The sequence below is a fragment of the Metabacillus herbersteinensis genome (assembly GCF_042433335.1).
In the GTDB taxonomy this organism is placed as follows: domain Bacteria; phylum Bacillota; class Bacilli; order Bacillales; family Bacillaceae; genus Metabacillus; species Metabacillus herbersteinensis.
The window spans coordinates 130,158-146,764 of the sequence record NZ_JBHLVO010000001.1 but is presented as its reverse complement, the minus strand read 5'-3'; the positions used below and the strand labels follow the sequence as shown (position 1 = coordinate 146,764).

General features: G+C 35.6%; 27 protein-coding genes. 21 read left to right on the top strand and 6 right to left on the bottom strand.

Annotated elements, in window-relative coordinates; genetic code table 11:
- Positions 1 to 21: 21 nt before the first annotated feature.
- Together ACFFIX_RS00775 and ACFFIX_RS00770 are read left to right on the top strand one after the other, a co-directional pair.
- The gene (locus ACFFIX_RS00775; RefSeq protein ID WP_378929484.1) at positions 22 to 1,143 is read left to right on the top strand and encodes a YqgU-like beta propeller domain-containing protein; all 1,122 of its coding nucleotides are present in this window, start codon (positions 22 to 24) and stop codon (positions 1,141 to 1,143) included.
- A 19-nt stretch (positions 1,144 to 1,162) separates the two neighbouring features.
- Positions 1,163 to 1,489: an MTH1187 family thiamine-binding protein gene (locus ACFFIX_RS00770; protein ID WP_378929481.1), complete on the top strand. Its 327-nt coding sequence runs from the start codon at positions 1,163 to 1,165 to the stop codon at positions 1,487 to 1,489.
- Positions 1,490 to 1,531: 42 nt separating this feature from the next.
- Here ACFFIX_RS00770 and ACFFIX_RS00765 read toward each other — a convergent pair whose 3' ends face one another.
- Together ACFFIX_RS00765 and ACFFIX_RS00760 are read right to left on the bottom strand one after the other, a co-directional pair.
- Positions 1,532 to 1,705: a DUF2759 domain-containing protein gene (locus ACFFIX_RS00765; RefSeq protein WP_378929478.1), complete on the bottom strand. Its 174-nt coding sequence runs from the start codon at positions 1,703 to 1,705 to the stop codon at positions 1,532 to 1,534.
- Positions 1,706 to 1,803: 98 nt separating this feature from the next.
- A complete protein-coding gene (locus ACFFIX_RS00760) occupies positions 1,804 to 2,274 on the bottom strand; it encodes a hypothetical protein (RefSeq protein ID WP_378929475.1) in 471 nt (156 codons plus the stop codon).
- A 91-nt stretch (positions 2,275 to 2,365) separates the two neighbouring features.
- Between ACFFIX_RS00760 and ACFFIX_RS00755 the strand changes: the two genes are divergently transcribed.
- Positions 2,366 to 3,004, top strand: coding sequence for an MBL fold metallo-hydrolase (locus tag ACFFIX_RS00755; RefSeq protein ID WP_378929472.1), 639 nt, complete (start codon positions 2,366 to 2,368; stop codon positions 3,002 to 3,004).
- A 4-nt stretch (positions 3,005 to 3,008) separates the two neighbouring features.
- A complete protein-coding gene (locus ACFFIX_RS00750) occupies positions 3,009 to 4,106 on the top strand; it encodes a class I SAM-dependent methyltransferase (protein ID WP_378929469.1) in 1,098 nt (365 codons plus the stop codon).
- 44 nt (positions 4,107 to 4,150) lie between these two features.
- Here ACFFIX_RS00750 and ACFFIX_RS00745 read toward each other — a convergent pair whose 3' ends face one another.
- Positions 4,151 to 4,399 (bottom strand): DUF2626 domain-containing protein, encoded by a 249-nt coding sequence (locus tag ACFFIX_RS00745; RefSeq protein WP_378929466.1) that lies wholly within the window; start codon positions 4,397 to 4,399, stop codon positions 4,151 to 4,153.
- A gap of 669 nt (positions 4,400 to 5,068) precedes the next feature.
- On the opposite strand from ACFFIX_RS00745, the gene comGA reads away from it, so the two are divergent.
- From comGA to ACFFIX_RS00690, 11 genes are all read left to right on the top strand, one after another.
- Positions 5,069 to 6,136 carry a competence type IV pilus ATPase ComGA gene (gene comGA / locus ACFFIX_RS00740; RefSeq protein WP_378929463.1) on the top strand — a complete coding sequence of 356 codons (1,068 nt, stop codon included), beginning with the start codon at positions 5,069 to 5,071 and terminating at the stop codon, positions 6,134 to 6,136.
- Positions 6,129 to 7,157, top strand: coding sequence for a competence type IV pilus assembly protein ComGB (comGB, locus tag ACFFIX_RS00735; RefSeq protein WP_378929460.1), 1,029 nt, complete (start codon positions 6,129 to 6,131; stop codon positions 7,155 to 7,157). The genes comGA and comGB overlap by 8 nt, the downstream gene beginning before the upstream one ends.
- A gap of 9 nt (positions 7,158 to 7,166) precedes the next feature.
- The gene (gene comGC, locus ACFFIX_RS00730) at positions 7,167 to 7,478 is read left to right on the top strand and encodes a competence type IV pilus major pilin ComGC (RefSeq protein ID WP_378929457.1); all 312 of its coding nucleotides are present in this window, start codon (positions 7,167 to 7,169) and stop codon (positions 7,476 to 7,478) included.
- Positions 7,462 to 7,905 carry a competence type IV pilus minor pilin ComGD gene (comGD, locus tag ACFFIX_RS00725; RefSeq protein WP_378929455.1) on the top strand — a complete coding sequence of 148 codons (444 nt, stop codon included), beginning with the start codon at positions 7,462 to 7,464 and terminating at the stop codon, positions 7,903 to 7,905. Before comGC ends, comGD begins: the two co-directional genes overlap by 17 nt.
- Before the next feature lie 10 nt (positions 7,906 to 7,915).
- Positions 7,916 to 8,218, top strand: a complete 303-nt coding sequence (locus ACFFIX_RS00720; RefSeq protein ID WP_378929452.1) for a hypothetical protein — start codon at positions 7,916 to 7,918, stop codon at positions 8,216 to 8,218.
- Positions 8,148 to 8,642 carry a competence type IV pilus minor pilin ComGF gene (gene comGF / locus ACFFIX_RS00715; RefSeq protein WP_378930340.1) on the top strand — a complete coding sequence of 165 codons (495 nt, stop codon included), beginning with the start codon at positions 8,148 to 8,150 and terminating at the stop codon, positions 8,640 to 8,642. Before ACFFIX_RS00720 ends, comGF begins: the two co-directional genes overlap by 71 nt.
- Positions 8,643 to 9,020, top strand: coding sequence for a competence type IV pilus minor pilin ComGG (comGG, locus tag ACFFIX_RS00710; protein ID WP_378929449.1), 378 nt, complete (start codon positions 8,643 to 8,645; stop codon positions 9,018 to 9,020). It abuts the gene before it with no gap.
- Positions 9,021 to 9,069: 49 nt separating this feature from the next.
- Positions 9,070 to 9,564, top strand: coding sequence for a shikimate kinase (locus ACFFIX_RS00705; protein ID WP_378929446.1), 495 nt, complete (start codon positions 9,070 to 9,072; stop codon positions 9,562 to 9,564).
- Between the two features lie 50 nt (positions 9,565 to 9,614).
- Positions 9,615 to 9,803 carry a YqzE family protein gene (locus tag ACFFIX_RS00700; RefSeq protein ID WP_378929443.1) on the top strand — a complete coding sequence of 63 codons (189 nt, stop codon included), beginning with the start codon at positions 9,615 to 9,617 and terminating at the stop codon, positions 9,801 to 9,803.
- Between the two features lie 109 nt (positions 9,804 to 9,912).
- On the top strand, positions 9,913 to 10,125 hold the full coding sequence (locus ACFFIX_RS00695; RefSeq protein WP_378929440.1) for a helix-turn-helix transcriptional regulator: 213 nt from the start codon (positions 9,913 to 9,915) through the stop codon (positions 10,123 to 10,125).
- Positions 10,122 to 10,595 carry a hypothetical protein gene (locus ACFFIX_RS00690; RefSeq protein WP_378929437.1) on the top strand — a complete coding sequence of 158 codons (474 nt, stop codon included), beginning with the start codon at positions 10,122 to 10,124 and terminating at the stop codon, positions 10,593 to 10,595. The genes ACFFIX_RS00695 and ACFFIX_RS00690 overlap by 4 nt, the downstream gene beginning before the upstream one ends.
- Positions 10,596 to 10,629: 34 nt before the next feature.
- Here ACFFIX_RS00690 and ACFFIX_RS00685 read toward each other — a convergent pair whose 3' ends face one another.
- The gene (locus tag ACFFIX_RS00685) at positions 10,630 to 10,944 is read right to left on the bottom strand and encodes a DUF3889 domain-containing protein (RefSeq protein ID WP_378929434.1); all 315 of its coding nucleotides are present in this window, start codon (positions 10,942 to 10,944) and stop codon (positions 10,630 to 10,632) included.
- Between the two features lie 70 nt (positions 10,945 to 11,014).
- On the opposite strand from ACFFIX_RS00685, the gene ACFFIX_RS00680 reads away from it, so the two are divergent.
- Positions 11,015 to 11,254 (top strand): YxzE family protein, encoded by a 240-nt coding sequence (locus ACFFIX_RS00680; RefSeq protein ID WP_378929431.1) that lies wholly within the window; start codon positions 11,015 to 11,017, stop codon positions 11,252 to 11,254.
- Positions 11,251 to 11,877 carry a YgaN family protein gene (locus ACFFIX_RS00675; protein ID WP_378929428.1) on the top strand — a complete coding sequence of 209 codons (627 nt, stop codon included), beginning with the start codon at positions 11,251 to 11,253 and terminating at the stop codon, positions 11,875 to 11,877. The genes ACFFIX_RS00680 and ACFFIX_RS00675 overlap by 4 nt, the downstream gene beginning before the upstream one ends.
- A 21-nt stretch (positions 11,878 to 11,898) precedes the next feature.
- Here the strand turns inward: ACFFIX_RS00675 and ACFFIX_RS00670 are convergent, their stop codons facing one another.
- Together ACFFIX_RS00670 and ACFFIX_RS00665 are read right to left on the bottom strand one after the other, a co-directional pair.
- Positions 11,899 to 12,042 (bottom strand): anti-repressor SinI family protein, encoded by a 144-nt coding sequence (locus ACFFIX_RS00670; RefSeq protein ID WP_378929425.1) that lies wholly within the window; start codon positions 12,040 to 12,042, stop codon positions 11,899 to 11,901.
- A gap of 4 nt (positions 12,043 to 12,046) precedes the next feature.
- Positions 12,047 to 12,409, bottom strand: coding sequence for a helix-turn-helix domain-containing protein (locus tag ACFFIX_RS00665; protein WP_378929422.1), 363 nt, complete (start codon positions 12,407 to 12,409; stop codon positions 12,047 to 12,049).
- Positions 12,410 to 12,925: 516 nt separating this feature from the next.
- Between ACFFIX_RS00665 and ACFFIX_RS00660 the strand changes: the two genes are divergently transcribed.
- The 4 genes from ACFFIX_RS00660 (at position 12,926) to ACFFIX_RS00645 (ending at position 16,583) form a co-directional block, all read left to right on the top strand.
- A complete protein-coding gene (locus ACFFIX_RS00660; protein WP_378929419.1) occupies positions 12,926 to 13,669 on the top strand; it encodes a YveK family protein in 744 nt (247 codons plus the stop codon).
- Positions 13,650 to 14,321, top strand: a complete 672-nt coding sequence (locus ACFFIX_RS00655; protein WP_378929416.1) for a CpsD/CapB family tyrosine-protein kinase — start codon at positions 13,650 to 13,652, stop codon at positions 14,319 to 14,321. Before ACFFIX_RS00660 ends, ACFFIX_RS00655 begins: the two co-directional genes overlap by 20 nt.
- Before the next feature lie 257 nt (positions 14,322 to 14,578).
- Positions 14,579 to 14,734: a hypothetical protein gene (locus ACFFIX_RS00650; protein ID WP_378929413.1), complete on the top strand. Its 156-nt coding sequence runs from the start codon at positions 14,579 to 14,581 to the stop codon at positions 14,732 to 14,734.
- Between the two features lie 22 nt (positions 14,735 to 14,756).
- Complete coding sequence (locus tag ACFFIX_RS00645; RefSeq protein WP_378930338.1) at positions 14,757 to 16,583, top strand: polysaccharide biosynthesis protein; 1,827 nt, start codon at positions 14,757 to 14,759, stop codon at positions 16,581 to 16,583.
- Positions 16,584 to 16,607 lie beyond the last annotated feature (24 nt).

Here is a 16,607-nt window from a genome sequence, read left to right as displayed (position 1 = left end):
CAGTAGAGGTGAGAATTAGTGATGAGATTAAGAAATTTTACGACAATGCTAATATTTTGTAGCCTTTTTCTCGTCAGCTGCCAGCACTCTCAACCATCAAATGATGATACAAATCTTTCAACTATACGAGATACAAACTTGGAAGAACGTTCAGCCTCTACGTCCCTTTTTGGGAAACAGTCTCTTTTACCCATAAAGCTAGAAGAACAGTCCTTTCACTCTGTCGCAGATTGGAAGGATGATGAAACAATTTTTTATATCACCCAATCTAGTGAAGGATCCATCATTCACACCTATCATCTTTTTACAGGTGAAGATAATGTCTTTTATGAAAGTGATGCACCTATCATAAAACTTGAAGCAAACGAAGATCATAGCTTGTTTTTAGTACATACAAGTCCAACGAGTTACGAAGCTGAACTTATCATATTAGATGAAGATGCAAACGAAACATTCTATCAAAAAATACCTTCATTTGAACTTCAGTATACCTGGAATCAAACAAATTCAAATCAACTTTATGTAACATCCTTTTCAGAGGATTGGTCCTTTAATACGATGATTATTGATCTTGATAATGGAACCGTTAGTGAAAATTCAATCTCAGTACCATTTGTACAATGGATGAATGAAAAGCAATTTTCCTATTTAAAGTGGAATGAAGAAGAACCTTCACTTTCAGCTCCTTTGTACATTTATGATCTTAATAATGAAAAAGAAACACTGCTTTCAGAAAATATCATTTCTCACCATAGTTATCGAGACACAATGATTACAATCGAACGAAGTGAACAATCAAACAATAAAGGAATCTACCGCTTTTATGATTTAACAACGACTACTGAAGTGGCAAAGCTCGAAACTCCACTACTTTCACTTTTTTCAGAATGGCTGATTCCATATTACGACTATAGCGATGTAGGTGGAATTTTTTATACACTACAAGCTAACGATACTGGTACTACCTTTGATCTAAACTCTTTTAATATCGAAAAAAGTGAAACAAAGACGATTTTGAACGAAATAGAGAACCTTCCGTTTAAACTTTCTCCAAGTGGGGAATTTGCTTTATATGGTGCACGCTTTGAAAAAGTAATTATAATAGAAGATGTAGAAATTAAAGAACTAGTAGAGCTATCATAAGAGAGGATGACTTATACACATGGCAATTGTTGATGTAACGATCATACCCATTGGTACTTCAACTCCAAGCGTGAGTGAATATGTTGCCGATATCCAACATATCTTACAAACGTATCAAGTTGAAGGAAAAATAAACTATCAATTAACACCAATGAATACAATCATTGAGGGAGAATTGCCTACTTTATTTGAAGTGATTCAAGCGATTCACGAAGCCCCATTTAATAAAGGAATCATGCGAGTCGCAACAAATATTCGAATTGATGACCGAAGAGATAGAACCTCCACAATGGAAAGTAAAATGGAAAGTGTTCATAATCAAATTAAAAAGAACGGCACCTTTTAAAATGACGGTAAAATAAAAACCTTGGCAGTATAGCCAAGGTTTTTAATGTACTGTTGGAAATCCGCTGTTAAGTAATGTCATAACTGTGAACCATCCGAAAACAGCAAGTGTTCCGAATGCAAAGAAAATGCCCATTACATTTTTTTCTTTAAGTGAACGGAGTAAACCAAACACCGATAATATTGTCACAAGTGCAAAAATAACGACTATACCCATTAAATAAGCCCCCTTACCATATGTAGATCATTCCTAAGTTGGATCAACTAAATGATGTACATGATACAAACTAAGTCCTTCTAATATTTTAATCAATTTTACGCCATTTGTCGAGGCGAAAATGTAACGCCAATGGAATAGGCTGTGGCAATTCCTTGAACAAGCTTAAGGAATTGAGAATCAATGTAAAGGAGTGCACCGTCCTTTGCGATAAGGTGTTCTTCAAATTGAAGCAATGCCATTTTTTCTTGGACAGGATCGGTTGCTGTTATTGTAAACGATTGGACTAACTCTTGAAATAAATAAATTTTATTAGCGTGCGATTTAAAACCATAATCGGAATACAGACTTGTAACCTCAGGATTATCTAGTAAAACAAGTGCATGTTGTTCTTCAAATATAGTCTGTTCTTCGAATAAACTTTTTAGTCGTTCAGCTTCAAAAAACGATGAAACAATCACAATTGTATCATCGTGATCAACTATGCGAACTTTTTCTTTTATCCTTAATAGAAGATTGAAATTTAGAGAAGTTGCCCCACTTAGCTCTACCCCAAATAGAATGTTCATTTACGCAGCCCCTTTAATTAGTACACAATAATGTCTAATCTATTAGTAATAGTGTAAAATAGAAAGAAAATTAATTCAATTGAGGTGCAATATGAAAACAAAATGGGTGAGGATGCCACTAGGTCCACTTCAAACAAATTGTTATCTTTTTTCAAATGAAAACAACGAATGTATTATTTTTGATCCAGGAAGTGAAGGTTCAAGACTGAACACCTATTTAAAAGAAAAAAAGTTAACACCTTTAGCAATTTTATTAACTCATGCACATTTCGACCACATTGGCGGAGTAGAAGACGTTCGAAACCAATGGGGAATTCCAGTATACATACATAGAAATGAAAAGAAGTGGCTAACCAGTCCAGCCCTTAATGGCTCACAGCGCTTTATCGGGCATGAAATTAGTTCACGTGATGCGGATCATCTTATAGAAGCTGAAGGTGATTTGCAAATAGGTGCTTTTACTCTACAAGTTTTCGAAACGCCAGGTCATTCACCAGGAAGTGTTTCCTTTTACTCAAGGGATGCAAGGTTAGTATTCTCAGGTGATGCACTTTTTGAAGGAAGCATCGGACGAACTGACTTACCAGGTGGTAACCATGATCAACTGCTTAAAAGTATTCATGACAAGCTTCTTACTCTACCAGAAGACACAATCGTCTTGTCAGGGCATGGACCTGAAACAACGATTGAATTTGAGATGGAGAGTAATCCGTATTTAAATGGTTTCTAAGCCAATGAATAAGCTCTTGTTTGAAAAAATAATTCAGTGTGGAGGTTCAATAACATATTCAGACTATATTGACCTTGTTTTATATGATCCAGAGCACGGTTATTACACGAAAAATCAAAATAAGATAGGGCCTAAAGGCGATTTTTATACATCAAGCTCTGTTTCTGATTGCTTTGCGAAAGTATTTGCTAGAAGATTTATTTCACTAGTTGAACAGAGTTTGATAGAGCCTGCGTTTTGTGAGATCGGTGGAGGAACTGGAAAATTTCTTAGTTCTTTTCTAAGTGAGTGGAAAAAACAATCACCTAAAACCTATGAGATTTTAGAAGTTACTGTCATTGACAAAAGTCCTTTTCACCTCGAATTACAAAGAGAGAATTCTGGGTTGAAATCGATACAATTCCTAGAGAGACTAGAAGAGTTAGAAGCTTCGTTTAACGGAATTTTCTTCTCAAATGAATTATTCGATGCTTTGCCAGTACACGTAATTGAAAAAAGAAACGGTGAGTTGTTTGAAGTTTGGATTGAGATAGGTGAAAAAGATACAGTGGTAGAACAGTGTTTACCTCTTGCGAATGAGGAAATAAAAAATTATTTAATCTGGCAAAAGCTGCAGATAAATGAAGGACAGCGGATTGAAATACCGTTGAAAATGCTCGAACTTCTAGATGTGATCGATCAGAAGATAAAAAGCGGGTTGATTATCACAGTTGACTATGGCTACACTAATGAGGAATGGTCACATCCAGTTCATCATAATGGGAGTTTGCGTGGCTACTACAAGCATAGAATGATACAAGATCCCTTACAACACCCTTTTAACATGGATTTAACCACTCACATTCATTTAGATGCATACAGATCTAAAGCTTCTCTCTTTACCTGGGAGTTGATTGTAAATGAAAAGCAGGATGAATTTTTAGTCAATGCTGGAGTTTTAGACTTACTACAAGATACAAACAACCGAGATCCATTTTCTCCACAAAGCAAACAAAATCGATCCATACGTTCACTAATCATGTCAGGCGGATTAAGCTCTGCATTTGATGTAATGATTCATAGTAAGGGAGTTTCAGTTAGACGCGAAGATATTATATCGTAAAAAAAGAGTCAACTCGTTTATACGAGTTGACTCTTTTTTATAACTCAGTGTCCCCCACCTTGACCAGGGATCATCATAAATGTTGTCCAGTACGAAAACCCAATGAAGAAAACGGTTAAATAAGCACCGAAAATATAAATGTACATGCGTTCAGATAATTTTAGATAAGATAAGATTACGAAAAATCCAGTTTGGCCGAAAAACAGTAAAGATGTTGTATTCATTCCACCAAGGTAGAACATCACTGCGAAAATTCCGGTCCAGAAACCTAACACTCGGAACATACGATCCATATGTATCCCTCCTTTGTCGACTTTAACATAAGCTGCTGCGTATTCAGTCATAAAGTGTCTGATATACAAGTCCGTCACTTTACTTATTATAATGTACCATTCATGCAATTGTAAATACACGTTTCTAGTGAAAAACATCAAACTGCCTAAGAATAAAAAGTTGTAAAAAAATGTTCAAATATTACGAGGTAAATTAATGTGCAATAGTTATACAAAGAATATACAATATGTTTAACTGGATGAAAACGCTTATTAATATCATTTATTACCAAAAAAAGGACCAAATTTAAAGGAGGAAATAACGTGAGTGAATTAATGTTTTATAGTTATCCAAGCTGTACATCGTGTAGAAAAACAAAAAAATGTTACTTTTGCCGTTGGTCGGCAAGGCGTTTTCCTTGGTGAGGGGGTTTTTGTTTTATATTGTGAGGAATTATTATAGATTGAAATCATCTAAGCGGAAAGTTAAAAGACTATGGCCGGATGTACGGGATTTAAATTGTACTGTTTTTGCTTTTTGTGAGCGGATTTATAATAAAAACTGAATTTCTTCTAAGAGGAAATTTAAAAACTGGTTCAGAAAGTGGCGCAAAACAAAATTTTAGCTGTGTGACGAATTTTTGGTTGTTGTGTACAATCGCTTTACATTGACAAAAGGAGGTTAGTCTTGTGCAGGCGATTGAGGTTTTGAGTGAGCGGTTGATTGAGGAGGCGTGTTCTTTGCATGCTTCTGATATACACATTGTCCCTAGGGATAACGATGCGATTATTCAGTATCGGATTGATGATGATTTAATTGAGAAGCAGACGATGCGAAAAGAAGTTTGTGAGCGAATGATTTCACATTTGAAATTTCTAGCTTCGATGGATATAGGAGAAAGACGTCGTCCACAAAATGGTTCGCTCTCTTTGAATACGACGAATGTGAATGTTCACCTTCGACTTTCGACGTTACCAACCATTTTTGAAGAAAGCTTGGTTATACGAATTCTACCTCAGGAGAAAATTCCTTCATTAGAACAAATTTCTCTTTTCCCAGCGACAACAAGAAAATTATTATCGATCTTAAATCATTCACATGGATTGATGATATTCACTGGACCAACTGGATCAGGAAAAACGACAACTCTGTATTCACTCATTCATTATGCCAAGCTACATTTTAAAAGAAATATCATTACACTTGAAGACCCAGTGGAAACGAAGAGCTCTGAGGTTCTGCAAGTTCAGGTAAACGAAAAAGCGGGGATTACTTACGCAGCCGGTTTGAAGGCTATCTTAAGACACGATCCAGATATTATCATGGTAGGGGAGATACGGGATTCTGAGACGGCTAAGATTGCAATTAGAGCGTCTTTAACCGGACATTTAGTATTAAGTACAATGCATACGAGGGACGCAAAAGGTGCGATTTATCGGCTTCTAGAATTTGATGTGAGTCTTTCAGAAATAGAACAAACCCTGATCGCGATCTCTGCTCAAAGGCTAGTGCAGCTGAAGTGTCCTTTTTGTGAAGGAGAATGTTCAACATTTTGTAGAAAAATGAGAACAAAAAGGAGGCTAAGTATTTATGAACTATTATATGGGAAAAATCTGTCTGCCGTTATCAAAGAGGCCAAAGGAGAAGATTCGTTATACCACTACCCGAAGATTAAAGATGTAATCAGAAAGGGAATTGCACTCGGATATCTTTATCCACAATCCTATGATCGCTGGGTGTATCATTACGATGATTAAATCTTGGGCTATTAAGGAGCAAGCATTGATATTGGGAAGACTTAGTAACTTATTAGAAAAAGGCTATACCTTAAATGAAGCGCTAGTTTTTCTTGAGCTTAACGAAAAAGGTCAAAAAAAAGCAGACTTATCTTCCTGTATCAAACACTTATCCTCTGGTAACTCCTTTCGCTATGCTTTAACAGAGCTCAAATTCCATCGTGACGTAATTAGCTATCTTTATTTTGCTGAACAGCATGGGGATATGGAATTTGCCCTTAGAGAGGGCAGTGATATGCTCAATAAAAAAACGATTCAAGTTGAAAAACTAAAGAAAATCCTACGTTATCCTCTTTTCTTAATCTTTACTGTTGTGATTATCGTAAGCATCGTTCAGTCTGTCATCTCTCCTCAGTTTCAACAACTGTACCAGTCAATGCGTTTAGAGCCATCGCTGTCTACACTCTTTCTTCTCATCATCTTTGACCTATCAAAGTTAAGTTTAATCTTGTTACTAATACTGGTCATCCTATTCACAATCTACTACTTTGCTTTTTTTAAGAAAAAACAAGCTGACGAGCAAATGCTGCTTTTGTTAAAAATTCCGATCCTGAAGAAAACGATTAAAATGTTCACAAGCTATTTTTTCGCCTTGCAGCTAAGTAACCTTTTAAGAGGAGGCTTATCAACGTTTGATAGTTTAAAAATCTTTGAATCTCAAAGTATTCTTCCGTTTTACAGAATAGAAGCAGGATATTTAATCGACCGTCTTAAGAAAGGAGATCGTTTAGATAAAATAATCCAGTTACGGCCGTTTTTTGAAAGAGAATTGGCCCATGTAATCCTACATGGTCAAGCAAATGGTCAGCTACCACGGGAGCTTTATACCTACAGTCAGTTTGTAATCGATCAACTAGAAAACAAAGTAATTAAAGCCATCTCAATTGTCCAACCAACCATCTTTGCATTAGTAGGGATCATTATTCTAGTCGTATATTTGTCCATGCTATTACCAATGTATCAAATGATTGAACACATATAGGAGGAAAAAATGAAAAACGAAAAAGGATTTACACTTGTCGAAATGCTAATAGTCCTACTCGTCATCTCAATTTTATTGTTGATTACAATTCCAAACATTACAAAACACAATGCAAATATTCAAGATAAAGGCTGCAAAGGTCTGACAAATATGGTCCAGGCCCAAGCAACTGCCTATATGATGGATGAGAATGTCAGTAGTGTCACGATCGCTGAACTAAAAGCAGAAGGCTACTTATCTAATGATCCAGTTTGTCCAAATGGAAATACAATCGTAATCGATTCACAAGGTAAGGTTTCTGAAAGTGTTCCAACACCATAACAAGGGCTTTACTCTTTTAGAAACACTACTCGTTCTAACAATCGTTTCCGTTATGAGCTTTGTGTTAATTTTTAACGTTTCAGGGATGCAAAAGAAAAAAGTCATAAGTACATTTTTTGAGCAATTTGAAAAAGATTACTTTTATGCCCAGCAACATGCGATTGTTCATCAAAGGGTAATCTATATCATATTTGACGTAAGTAATACTACGTATGTAATTCAAAAGGGAGCTTTTGATGGAACGTTAGTAAGTAGAACATATCCTTCTACTCTTAATCTTCAGCTTGGTACACTCGGAAACCGTATCGCGATTCATCCGAGTGGTTCAATCCAAAAAAGCGGAACAATGAGAATAGACTACCATGATGAGAAATACGAGGTCATTTTTTATCTGGGTAAGGGGAGATTTCGTGTTAAACAATTGTAAAGGGTTTTCGATGGCTGAATCTCTAACTGCACTAAGTGTGTGGCTATTGATTGTTAGCTTTCTCGTTCCACAAATGGTGCTACTAGTAGAAAAACGACAAAATGTTAAACAATCAACGATTGCTTATAAAATTCTTCATGAAGAAACTCAAAAAGTATTTTTTGACAAAAAAACCAAGCTGAATACTGTTGTTAAAGAAAATGGGACAACCTATAACCTAGTTTGGAAAGGAGAAACATCGTATACAAAAGCATGTATTAGCTGGGAAAACCATTATAACCAAACGAAAGAACAGTGTTTCTTTACCTCATAATAATCAGGCTGGCTATAGTTTTATTAATTTATTACTCTCGCTAGTTATCTATTTTACAATTATTTCATCCTTTGCGTTGATTCTCCACTTTGTTTCAACTCAAACAAATTACCCTGATGATTTAAAGCCTTTTGAATGGGATGTTTTTCTTATCCAATTACAACGGGAGCTAAGTGAAGCAAGCAACATCGAAACCACAACGAATGAGCTAACATTTCAAAATAATCAAGGAGAAACAGTCACCTTTCACCAATATCAAGATTTGTTAAGACGACAAGTCGAGGGAAGAGGGCATGAAATCGTGCTATTACAAGTAAAGGAGTCAACATTTACTAAAGAAAATACAGGTGTTACATTAAAGGTAGTAAGTACAGCAGGGAAAAATTTCACTTTCACATTTCGCTCAATGAAGGAACTAAATTAAATGCTTAACAGTGAAAAGGGATACATCCTTCCAACTACGATCGTTCTTGCCCTTTTTTGTTTAATGATTGTTACTCATCTCTCAACCATTTTAATTACTGAGACAGCTTTTTATCAAGATACAAAGCAGTTTTACATCTTAGAAAACATGATGCAAGTAGCTGTAGATGCTTCACTTGCGGAGATAAATGCAGGAATTACAAGCGGAAGTAACACGTTAACCTTACCAAATGGGGACATACAATACAGTATACAACAAATTTCACCCGAAGAAATTGAGGTTCAACTTACTTGTACTTCGACAGAAAATAATTTAAATATAGCTATGTATCACTATAATATTCTAGAAAATAAAATGAGTATGTGGGAAGAGTATTAAATGTACTAGGAGTTGTGGTATTGTAAGAAGAAAAAGCGGAGGGACAGTATTGAAAGCTTTGTATTTAACTGGTTTTATGGGAGCAGGTAAAACAACGATTGGTAAAGAGCTAGCAACATTTCTCAACCTACCTGTCATTGACACAGATCAGCAAATTGAAGAGAAATATCAAAAACCTGTTAGCCAAATCTTTGCAGATCAGGGAGAAACCACTTTTAGAGAATATGAAACAAAGATATTAAAAGAATTACCAACAGAAAATGTTGTGATCACCACTGGTGGCGGAATCGTTTTAAAGAAAGAAAATCGTGAATGGATGAGAGAAACCGGACTGATTATCTTCTTGAAAACCGATTTAGAAGTAATCCTGCAGCGTTTGGAGAACGATGAAAGTCGGCCCCTTGCTCAAAATAAATCAAAGCTCGAGCTGTCTGAATTACTGAAATCTCGATTACCTTACTATAATGATTGTACTTTAACTCTAGACACGACTCATAAAAGCATTAACGAGATTGTCGAGGAAATTATTGGTAGAATAAAATGAGCCATGTTTGGAAAAACTAGGAGATAAAAGTTATTTCCGAGGTGCATAACGTGTCAACAAATGATTATGTAAAATATCTAACACAACAACTAGTCAAATATATGGATACACCGAAAGCTGAACGAATCCAGCAAAAACAGAAAAAAAAACAAACAGAAGCACCACCCTACAGCAACAGATGGCTAGGTATATTACCATTTGCATTAAAACTGTTCATGGAAAAAAGACGAAAAAAATAAAATTCACCTAATCAGAGGTGGATTTTATTTTGTTATGAATGTTAAATTAACTTTACATAATGTTAAGTATACTATACAATTAAATTAGAAATAGTTGGCAGGTGATTTTATGGAATTAGTAAATCGAGTAAAGGAACTACGAGCTAAATTTAGTATGACACAAGAAAAACTTGCATTAGAGGTTGGAGTAACAAGGCAAACCATTGCCTCAATTGAAAAGGGAGATTACATTCCATCTCTGTTGTTAGCACTGAAAATTTGCAAAGCGTTTCATGTAGAAATGGGAGAACTATTTTGGATTGGGGAGGAACGGGTAAAATGAAAAAATTATTACAACCCGCTTTACTAAACATTGTCACGATTATTTTATTCGGATGGGCACTGACAGCCTTTTATATGGCCCAAGTTCAATTTGCTGAAATAATCAAGGACCCAGAACCACCATGGGAAATTAGTGTAAATATTGTCCCACTCCTAATCTTCTTCGTAATCTGCACACCAATTTCATTTTATTTAACAATCCGAAACAAAAAGAAACATGGAGGATTATGGAAAACATTTATGCTGCCACCTGAATTTGAGGAAGCCGATGAAAGAGAACAATTAATTACAGCAAAAGCATGTCGAGCATCCTACATTACCATGTGGTTTGTTACTCCTATTGCTGCGGGACTATTACTATTGCATCCATTTGTAGAGAAATGGCTCCCATACTACCCAATACTCGTTATTCTGGTCATACCGCTTGCGCAGATACTAAGCTATTTTATCTCTCTAAAAAAGAATATTTAAAAAAGAGCCGTTACATTGTAGCGGCTCTTTCCTTCTAAGCTTCAGGAATTACCTGAATCTTTTTAACCTGACCAGTTGAAGAATCAAAGGTAATCGTTGTATAAACACCAAAATCATTCATACCTTCTCTAAGAGTAAGCTTATATTGTTTAACCGTACGTCCCTTTTTCGTTTGATCCCAAATTTTTTGAGTAAACAGCACCTGAGAAAGCGGATAGCGTTTTTTTGTTTCATACACAGCAACATCTTCCCACGTTTGATTAGATTCAGCAGAAACTTCACTGGAAAATGAAACCTGTAGGAACGTTAAACCGTATAATACTGTAAGAAAAATAATCCATTTTTTCATAGTCATTACACCTACCTTAGTAGATATTTTTACCAATTATAAAGGATGTATTCATGGGAGGGGAATTAAAATGGGATTTGTAATTCTAATGTTTTTTGTTTTCATTATTATAATCATTATCGCATTAACAGCAGGAAGCAATGCCAAAACTAACCATAAAGGTCGTTCAGATTCTACTCCATTTTTTCCTTTTTACGGTGGGGGTAGTGATCATCGTCATCATGACGACCATCACAGTCATGATAGCTCATCGTCAAGTGACTTTGGAGGAGGAAGCGATGGCGGTGGTGGAGGAGGAGGGGGTGATTGAAAAAAATTGCCGTACTATCTCTCATTCTTCTAATGGGTTGCTCACAAGAAGCACCTGTTAAAGTACCGCCAGCGATTGAGATTACGCCAATGGATTTAACAGATAGAGAAATAAAAATTCTACAAGGCTTCTCTGGAGATGAAGTTCTAGCCTATGACCTTAAAGTAACCAATTTACAAGAAAAGATTATCCAAGTTACGATTGAACATTACCACAATGGCAAAAAAGAAGAAGATCCTTTAGACTTCGGAAGTGAAATACTAAATGCCGAACAAGAAACCTCTGTTTTAATCTCAAGAACAAGAATACAAGAAAATGATGAAATCGGCTCGTATCAAACAAAAGCTGTCCTAATTGATCAAACTGGATACAGTTCTTTCCAAAGTGCCCCCGTAAACTATGATGAACCTTTTGACAGCTCGATTTTTAATAAATTAGAAGAATCAAAGAAAGTTAATCTTGATGATGAGGTAGTAATAGGAGTAACCGTTGAAGGAGATGGTTCACAGGGTTTATCCGGCGGTACACTTGACGAAAATGAACCGGAGTTTAAGACAATGATTCAACAAAACAAAGACGTATTTGTATACAAAATCAAAATAGTATCAAACTGGAAAAAATAAAAGCCATCGAAATGATGGCTTTCACTCTTCTTTATGTAGAACCACACCAGTCTGAATAAAATATTGGATTTCATCCAAGGACAGGCCTAGTTGTTGTGCTTCTTTGATTAGATATAACCACTCTTGATCTAGAGTTTCCTTTAAGGAAACTTTTGTTTCACTCATTAGCCTATCCCCCTGGAATCTTTCCTTGTTTTGTATCCTGCCATTTTTTGAAGCGTAAGTAATCACGAAATTCTTTGAAATCGTCTTTATTCATGCCTTCTTCTATTGCTTTGTTGAACAAGCGATTCCATTCATCATCAAGTATAATAGAACCCTGATGACCTGCTGCAACTGAGGATCCAAGTAAACTCTCGATATCCGTTTCTAGTGTTGTAGCAATCTTTCTTAGAAATTGAAGAGAGGGATTCTTCTGAACATCTCGTTCAATATAACTTAAATAAGACTTTGATACACCCGCTAACTCAGCAAGTTCACTAATCGAGTATCCCTTTTGTTGCCTCAACTCCCTTAAGCGTTCTCCTACCATCTCTTATCTCCTTATCCAAAATCTATCTAACCTAAATGTACTCATTCATTATATGAAACATTTTGTTCTTTATAAAATTGCAAAATAGTATGGAAACTTGAGGGAATGAAAGAAAACAGTGGGAAAACGTTCTTTTTAACGAAAATTCGCCTATTTTCGGATTTTTTCAAAATGTGCTATATAGCATATATTAACAGTGTGAGATTTGTTGTGCCATTGTTTGTAAAAACAATATAAATTCTTATATTTACATATAGATATCCATAATATATAAGTCGAAATGACTAGAACCAAATTGTTCTACTTACAACGAAATAGTAATAAGTTAAGAAGAATTTTATGATTATTAACAAGAAAAAAGGATAGTTGGCTTCGTATTTTAGTAAGAGAATATTGAAAATAACGATTGACTTGTTCATTATAAAGAACTATAATTAAGATAGAAATGATGTATTTGGGAATAAAATTTAAGGTTCGTTCTTTATACTGAACCTTTATTACTAAAAGGTGGTATAAATGAAAAACGAAAATTCACAGGAAAAAATTCATGTAGAACAGCAACCAACAAAGGAAATAGACTTAAAAGAATTATTTATTCTATTGAAGAGATACATATGGATTATTGTCGGTATTACAGTGATTGCAACATCAATTGGAGCTTACTACAGCTACTCTACATTTACTCCAATCTATCAATCTTCAGCAAGAATCATCATTGGGGCAGATGCAGAGACGATGAAGACATTAAAGGTCATTATTAAGGATGCAACAGTGTTAGATCGGGTTAGTAAAGAATTAGGTCTTAATCGTTCTGCCGATTCGTTAAGTAGCCAGATCATGGTTGAAAATATCGAAAGCTCACAAGTAGTGAAAATTTCTGTAATTGATTCCAACCCAGTAACAGCTGCGAAGATTGCTAATACAACCATTAAAGTGTACCAAGAAGAAATCGTAAACATTATGGACTTTTCTGACGTTAGAATATTATCTGAAGCTGTGGAAAATGAGCAAGCGTATCCTATTAATGAAACTCAAAATCGGACGATTTTTATCGCGTTTTTTGTGGGCTTAGTAATTAGTGTAGGCTTTGCATTTCTTCTCGATTCATTCGATGACTCCTTACGTTCCGAACGAGAAATTGAAAATCTCATGGGACTTCCAGTGTTAGGTAGTGTCTCTGTCATGAACAAAAAAAATATCAATAAAGTGAAAGCTAAACAGGAAAACCTTGAGATAAGGGGTGAAAGCATTGGCTCGTAATAATAATAAACTGCTAACGCTAAGAAAAAAAAGAAGTTTAATAAGCTATACGAGCCCGAATTCCCTTATCTCAGAACAATACAGAACACTTCGAACAAACATACAATTTGCATCTGTCGATCAAACTAACAGGACATTTATTATTACCTCACCTGGACATAATGAGGGAAAGACAACAACAACTGTTAACCTTGCGATATCGATGGCGCAACAGGGTGAAAAGGTTCTGCTGGTTGATGCAGATATTAAAAATCCAATGTTACATCACGCTTTTAAGATCAACAACAACACTGGATTAACGAATGTTTTGGTGGGGCAAACGGAATTAAATGACGCTATTTTCCAAACTGAAATTGGTAGATTAGGAGTTTTACCGAGTGGACCAACACCACCCAATCCTAGTGAGCTAATTGGTTCAAAAGCAATGAAGGAATTAATGAAGAAACTTTTAGAGGAATATGATCTAATTTTCTTCGATTGTCCTCCAGTACTTGAAGCAACTGATACAAAAATATTAGCAAATCAATGTGATAGTGTTCTTCTAGTTGTGAAATATGGAAAAACAGACAAAGGATCTGCACTGGAAGCAAACCGAGTTTTAAATATGTGTAATGCAAAATTATTAGGGGTCATATTAAACGAAAAAAAATAGGTGAAATATATTTTTTTACACATTTGTTCTTTATTAAGAATTCCTAAAAGAATATTAAGATATAGGTGATGTCTCCTTCCCGTTATCGACGGAGGCACTCGGCCATGCTGTGGGTTGAAAGAGACCTTAGACGCGAGTCGTCAAGAGTGTGGAGTGAGGGTGGGTTAAATGCCCACATTTAAATAAAGTTTTTACTTACAGATGTTCCACGGAATCTTTGTAGGTAAAAACTTTATTTAGAAAAGGGAGTTGCAGGAATGAAGAATTTTGATCAATACCCTAAATCAGTCAAGAAAATGGTTCGTTATATAAAACAAGAGGCAACCAAAGAGCAGCTTGATGAATTAGGAAAGGTAATTGAATATGCAATTAATAAAAGAACACTAACTTTAGAAAAAACATCTCAACATTGAGGGGTGAGAAAGGATGAGTCGCTTGACATACCGCAGGAGGTTGTCCTTATTAATTATAATCGATTCCATTATTGTTTTAACAGCAATCTTCATTGGTCGATTTTTAGTAGATGCAAGTCTCTATGACATCACACTACCGCTCGCCATTAGTTCATTAACGTTATTGCTCAGTCATCATTTCTTCTCATTTTTTTATAAGTTGTATAAGAAGGCATGGGAATATGCCAGCATTGGTGAACTCTTAATTATTTTTAAGGCAATTACCTTTTCAATTACAACAACTGCTATTATGCAATTCATCATTGAGCAACAAGTTCATTTTCGCCTATTAGCTGTTACATGGATGATTCACATGTTATTAATAGGTGGTTCAAGATTCATTTGGCGAGTCGTTCGAGATGTCTATCTTGATAAAACTGTACACAAGAAGCGAACATTGATTATTGGCGCGGGCGCTGCAGGGACAATGGTTGCAAGACAACTACAAAATAATCATGATGCTGACATGTGTCCAGTTGCATTTATTGATGATAACGTAAATAAGCAAAAATTAGATATCTTCGGGATACCAGTTGTAGGTGGTGTAAACCGAATTGAGGAAATAGTCAAGGAATTACATATAGAAAACATTGTGATTGCTATCCCTTCAATGAGCAAAAGAGACCTAAATATTATTTTTAACGAATGTGCAAAAACAACCGCCAAAACACAAACGATTCCAATGCTAGAGGATTTAATTACTGGAAAAGTATCAGTAAATGAATTCAGAGATGTCCAAGTTGAAGATCTTTTAGGTCGTGAACCAATCGAATTAGACATTTCAAGCATTTCCGAATTTGTTACGAACAAAGTTGTCCTAGTAACGGGTGCAGGTGGATCAATCGGTTCTGAAATTTGTCGTCAAATTTCACGCTTTGCTCCAAGAACATTAATTTTATTAGGTCATGGTGAGAACAGTATTTACTCGATTGAAATGGAACTTAAAGAAACTTTTAAAGATACAGAAGTTGAATTCATTACAGAAATTGCCGATCTACAAGATGCGACCAAAATCTTGTCGATTATGAATCATCATCATCCAGATGTTGTTTACCATGCCGCGGCACACAAGCATGTTCCACTGATGGAACGTAATCCCGAGGAAGCAGTGAAGAATAATGTGATTGGAACAAGAAATATTGCACAGGCAGCTAGTAGGTTCGATGTTGGAACCTTTGTGATGATCTCGACAGATAAAGCCGTTAACCCTACAAGCGTAATGGGAGCAACAAAAAGACTAGCTGAGATGTTAGTTCAGTATTTTGATCAAACGAGTCGAACGAAATTTGTTGCCGTAAGATTTGGAAACGTCTTAGGCAGTAGAGGCAGCGTCATCCCATTATTTACAAAGCAAATTCAAAAAGGCGGCCCTGTTACAGTCACCCATCCAGACATGGTGCGCTATTTCATGACAATTCCAGAAGCATCAAGGCTTGTTATTCAAGCGGGGTCACTAGCAAGAGGTGGGGAGATTTTCGTTTTAGACATGGGTGAGCCAGTTAAAATCGTTGATCTCGCAAAAAACCTTATTAAGTTATCAGGTAATTCAATTGATGAAATAGGTGTTGAATTTACTGGAATGCGCCCAGGTGAGAAACTATTTGAAGAGTTACTAAAAGAGGATGAAATTCATGAACAGCAAGTATATCCAAAGATTTATATTGGCAAAACAGCAGAGCTTTACATTGAAGAAATCGATTACATCATTGATACCTTCTTGAGCTTGGATAAAGAGACTTTAAGAGAAAGATTATTAGAGCTTGCTAACCACCGACTACCTGTTAAAGAATTAGTATCGATACCAAGTTAGATAACTGAATAAAAAGGAGATTCC

Coding starts and splice junctions, on each gene's coding strand:
- ACFFIX_RS00770 (WP_378929481.1), top strand. CDS start 1,163: ATGGCAATTGTTGATGTAACGATCATACCCATTGGTACTTCAACTCCA.
- ACFFIX_RS00755 (WP_378929472.1), top strand. CDS start 2,366: ATGAAAACAAAATGGGTGAGGATGCCACTAGGTCCACTTCAAACAAAT.
- ACFFIX_RS00720 (WP_378929452.1), top strand. CDS start 7,916: ATGGCTGAATCTCTAACTGCACTAAGTGTGTGGCTATTGATTGTTAGC.
- ACFFIX_RS00665 (WP_378929422.1), bottom strand. CDS start 12,409: ATGGTAGGAGAACGCTTAAGGGAGTTGAGGCAACAAAAGGGATACTCG.
- comGG (WP_378929449.1), top strand. CDS start 8,643: ATGCTTAACAGTGAAAAGGGATACATCCTTCCAACTACGATCGTTCTT.
- ACFFIX_RS00690 (WP_378929437.1), top strand. CDS start 10,122: ATGAAAAAATTATTACAACCCGCTTTACTAAACATTGTCACGATTATT.
- ACFFIX_RS00660 (WP_378929419.1), top strand. CDS start 12,926: ATGAAAAACGAAAATTCACAGGAAAAAATTCATGTAGAACAGCAACCA.
- ACFFIX_RS00650 (WP_378929413.1), top strand. CDS start 14,579: ATGAAGAATTTTGATCAATACCCTAAATCAGTCAAGAAAATGGTTCGT.
- ACFFIX_RS00670 (WP_378929425.1), bottom strand. CDS start 12,042: ATGAGTGAAACAAAAGTTTCCTTAAAGGAAACTCTAGATCAAGAGTGG.
- ACFFIX_RS00765 (WP_378929478.1), bottom strand. CDS start 1,705: ATGGGTATAGTCGTTATTTTTGCACTTGTGACAATATTATCGGTGTTT.
- comGB (WP_378929460.1), top strand. CDS start 6,129: ATGATTAAATCTTGGGCTATTAAGGAGCAAGCATTGATATTGGGAAGA.
- ACFFIX_RS00680 (WP_378929431.1), top strand. CDS start 11,015: ATGGGATTTGTAATTCTAATGTTTTTTGTTTTCATTATTATAATCATT.
- ACFFIX_RS00745 (WP_378929466.1), bottom strand. CDS start 4,399: ATGGATCGTATGTTCCGAGTGTTAGGTTTCTGGACCGGAATTTTCGCA.
- ACFFIX_RS00685 (WP_378929434.1), bottom strand. CDS start 10,944: ATGAAAAAATGGATTATTTTTCTTACAGTATTATACGGTTTAACGTTC.
- ACFFIX_RS00760 (WP_378929475.1), bottom strand. CDS start 2,274: ATGAACATTCTATTTGGGGTAGAGCTAAGTGGGGCAACTTCTCTAAAT.
- ACFFIX_RS00775 (WP_378929484.1), top strand. CDS start 22: ATGAGATTAAGAAATTTTACGACAATGCTAATATTTTGTAGCCTTTTT.
- ACFFIX_RS00695 (WP_378929440.1), top strand. CDS start 9,913: ATGGAATTAGTAAATCGAGTAAAGGAACTACGAGCTAAATTTAGTATG.
- comGC (WP_378929457.1), top strand. CDS start 7,167: ATGAAAAACGAAAAAGGATTTACACTTGTCGAAATGCTAATAGTCCTA.
- ACFFIX_RS00750 (WP_378929469.1), top strand. CDS start 3,009: ATGAATAAGCTCTTGTTTGAAAAAATAATTCAGTGTGGAGGTTCAATA.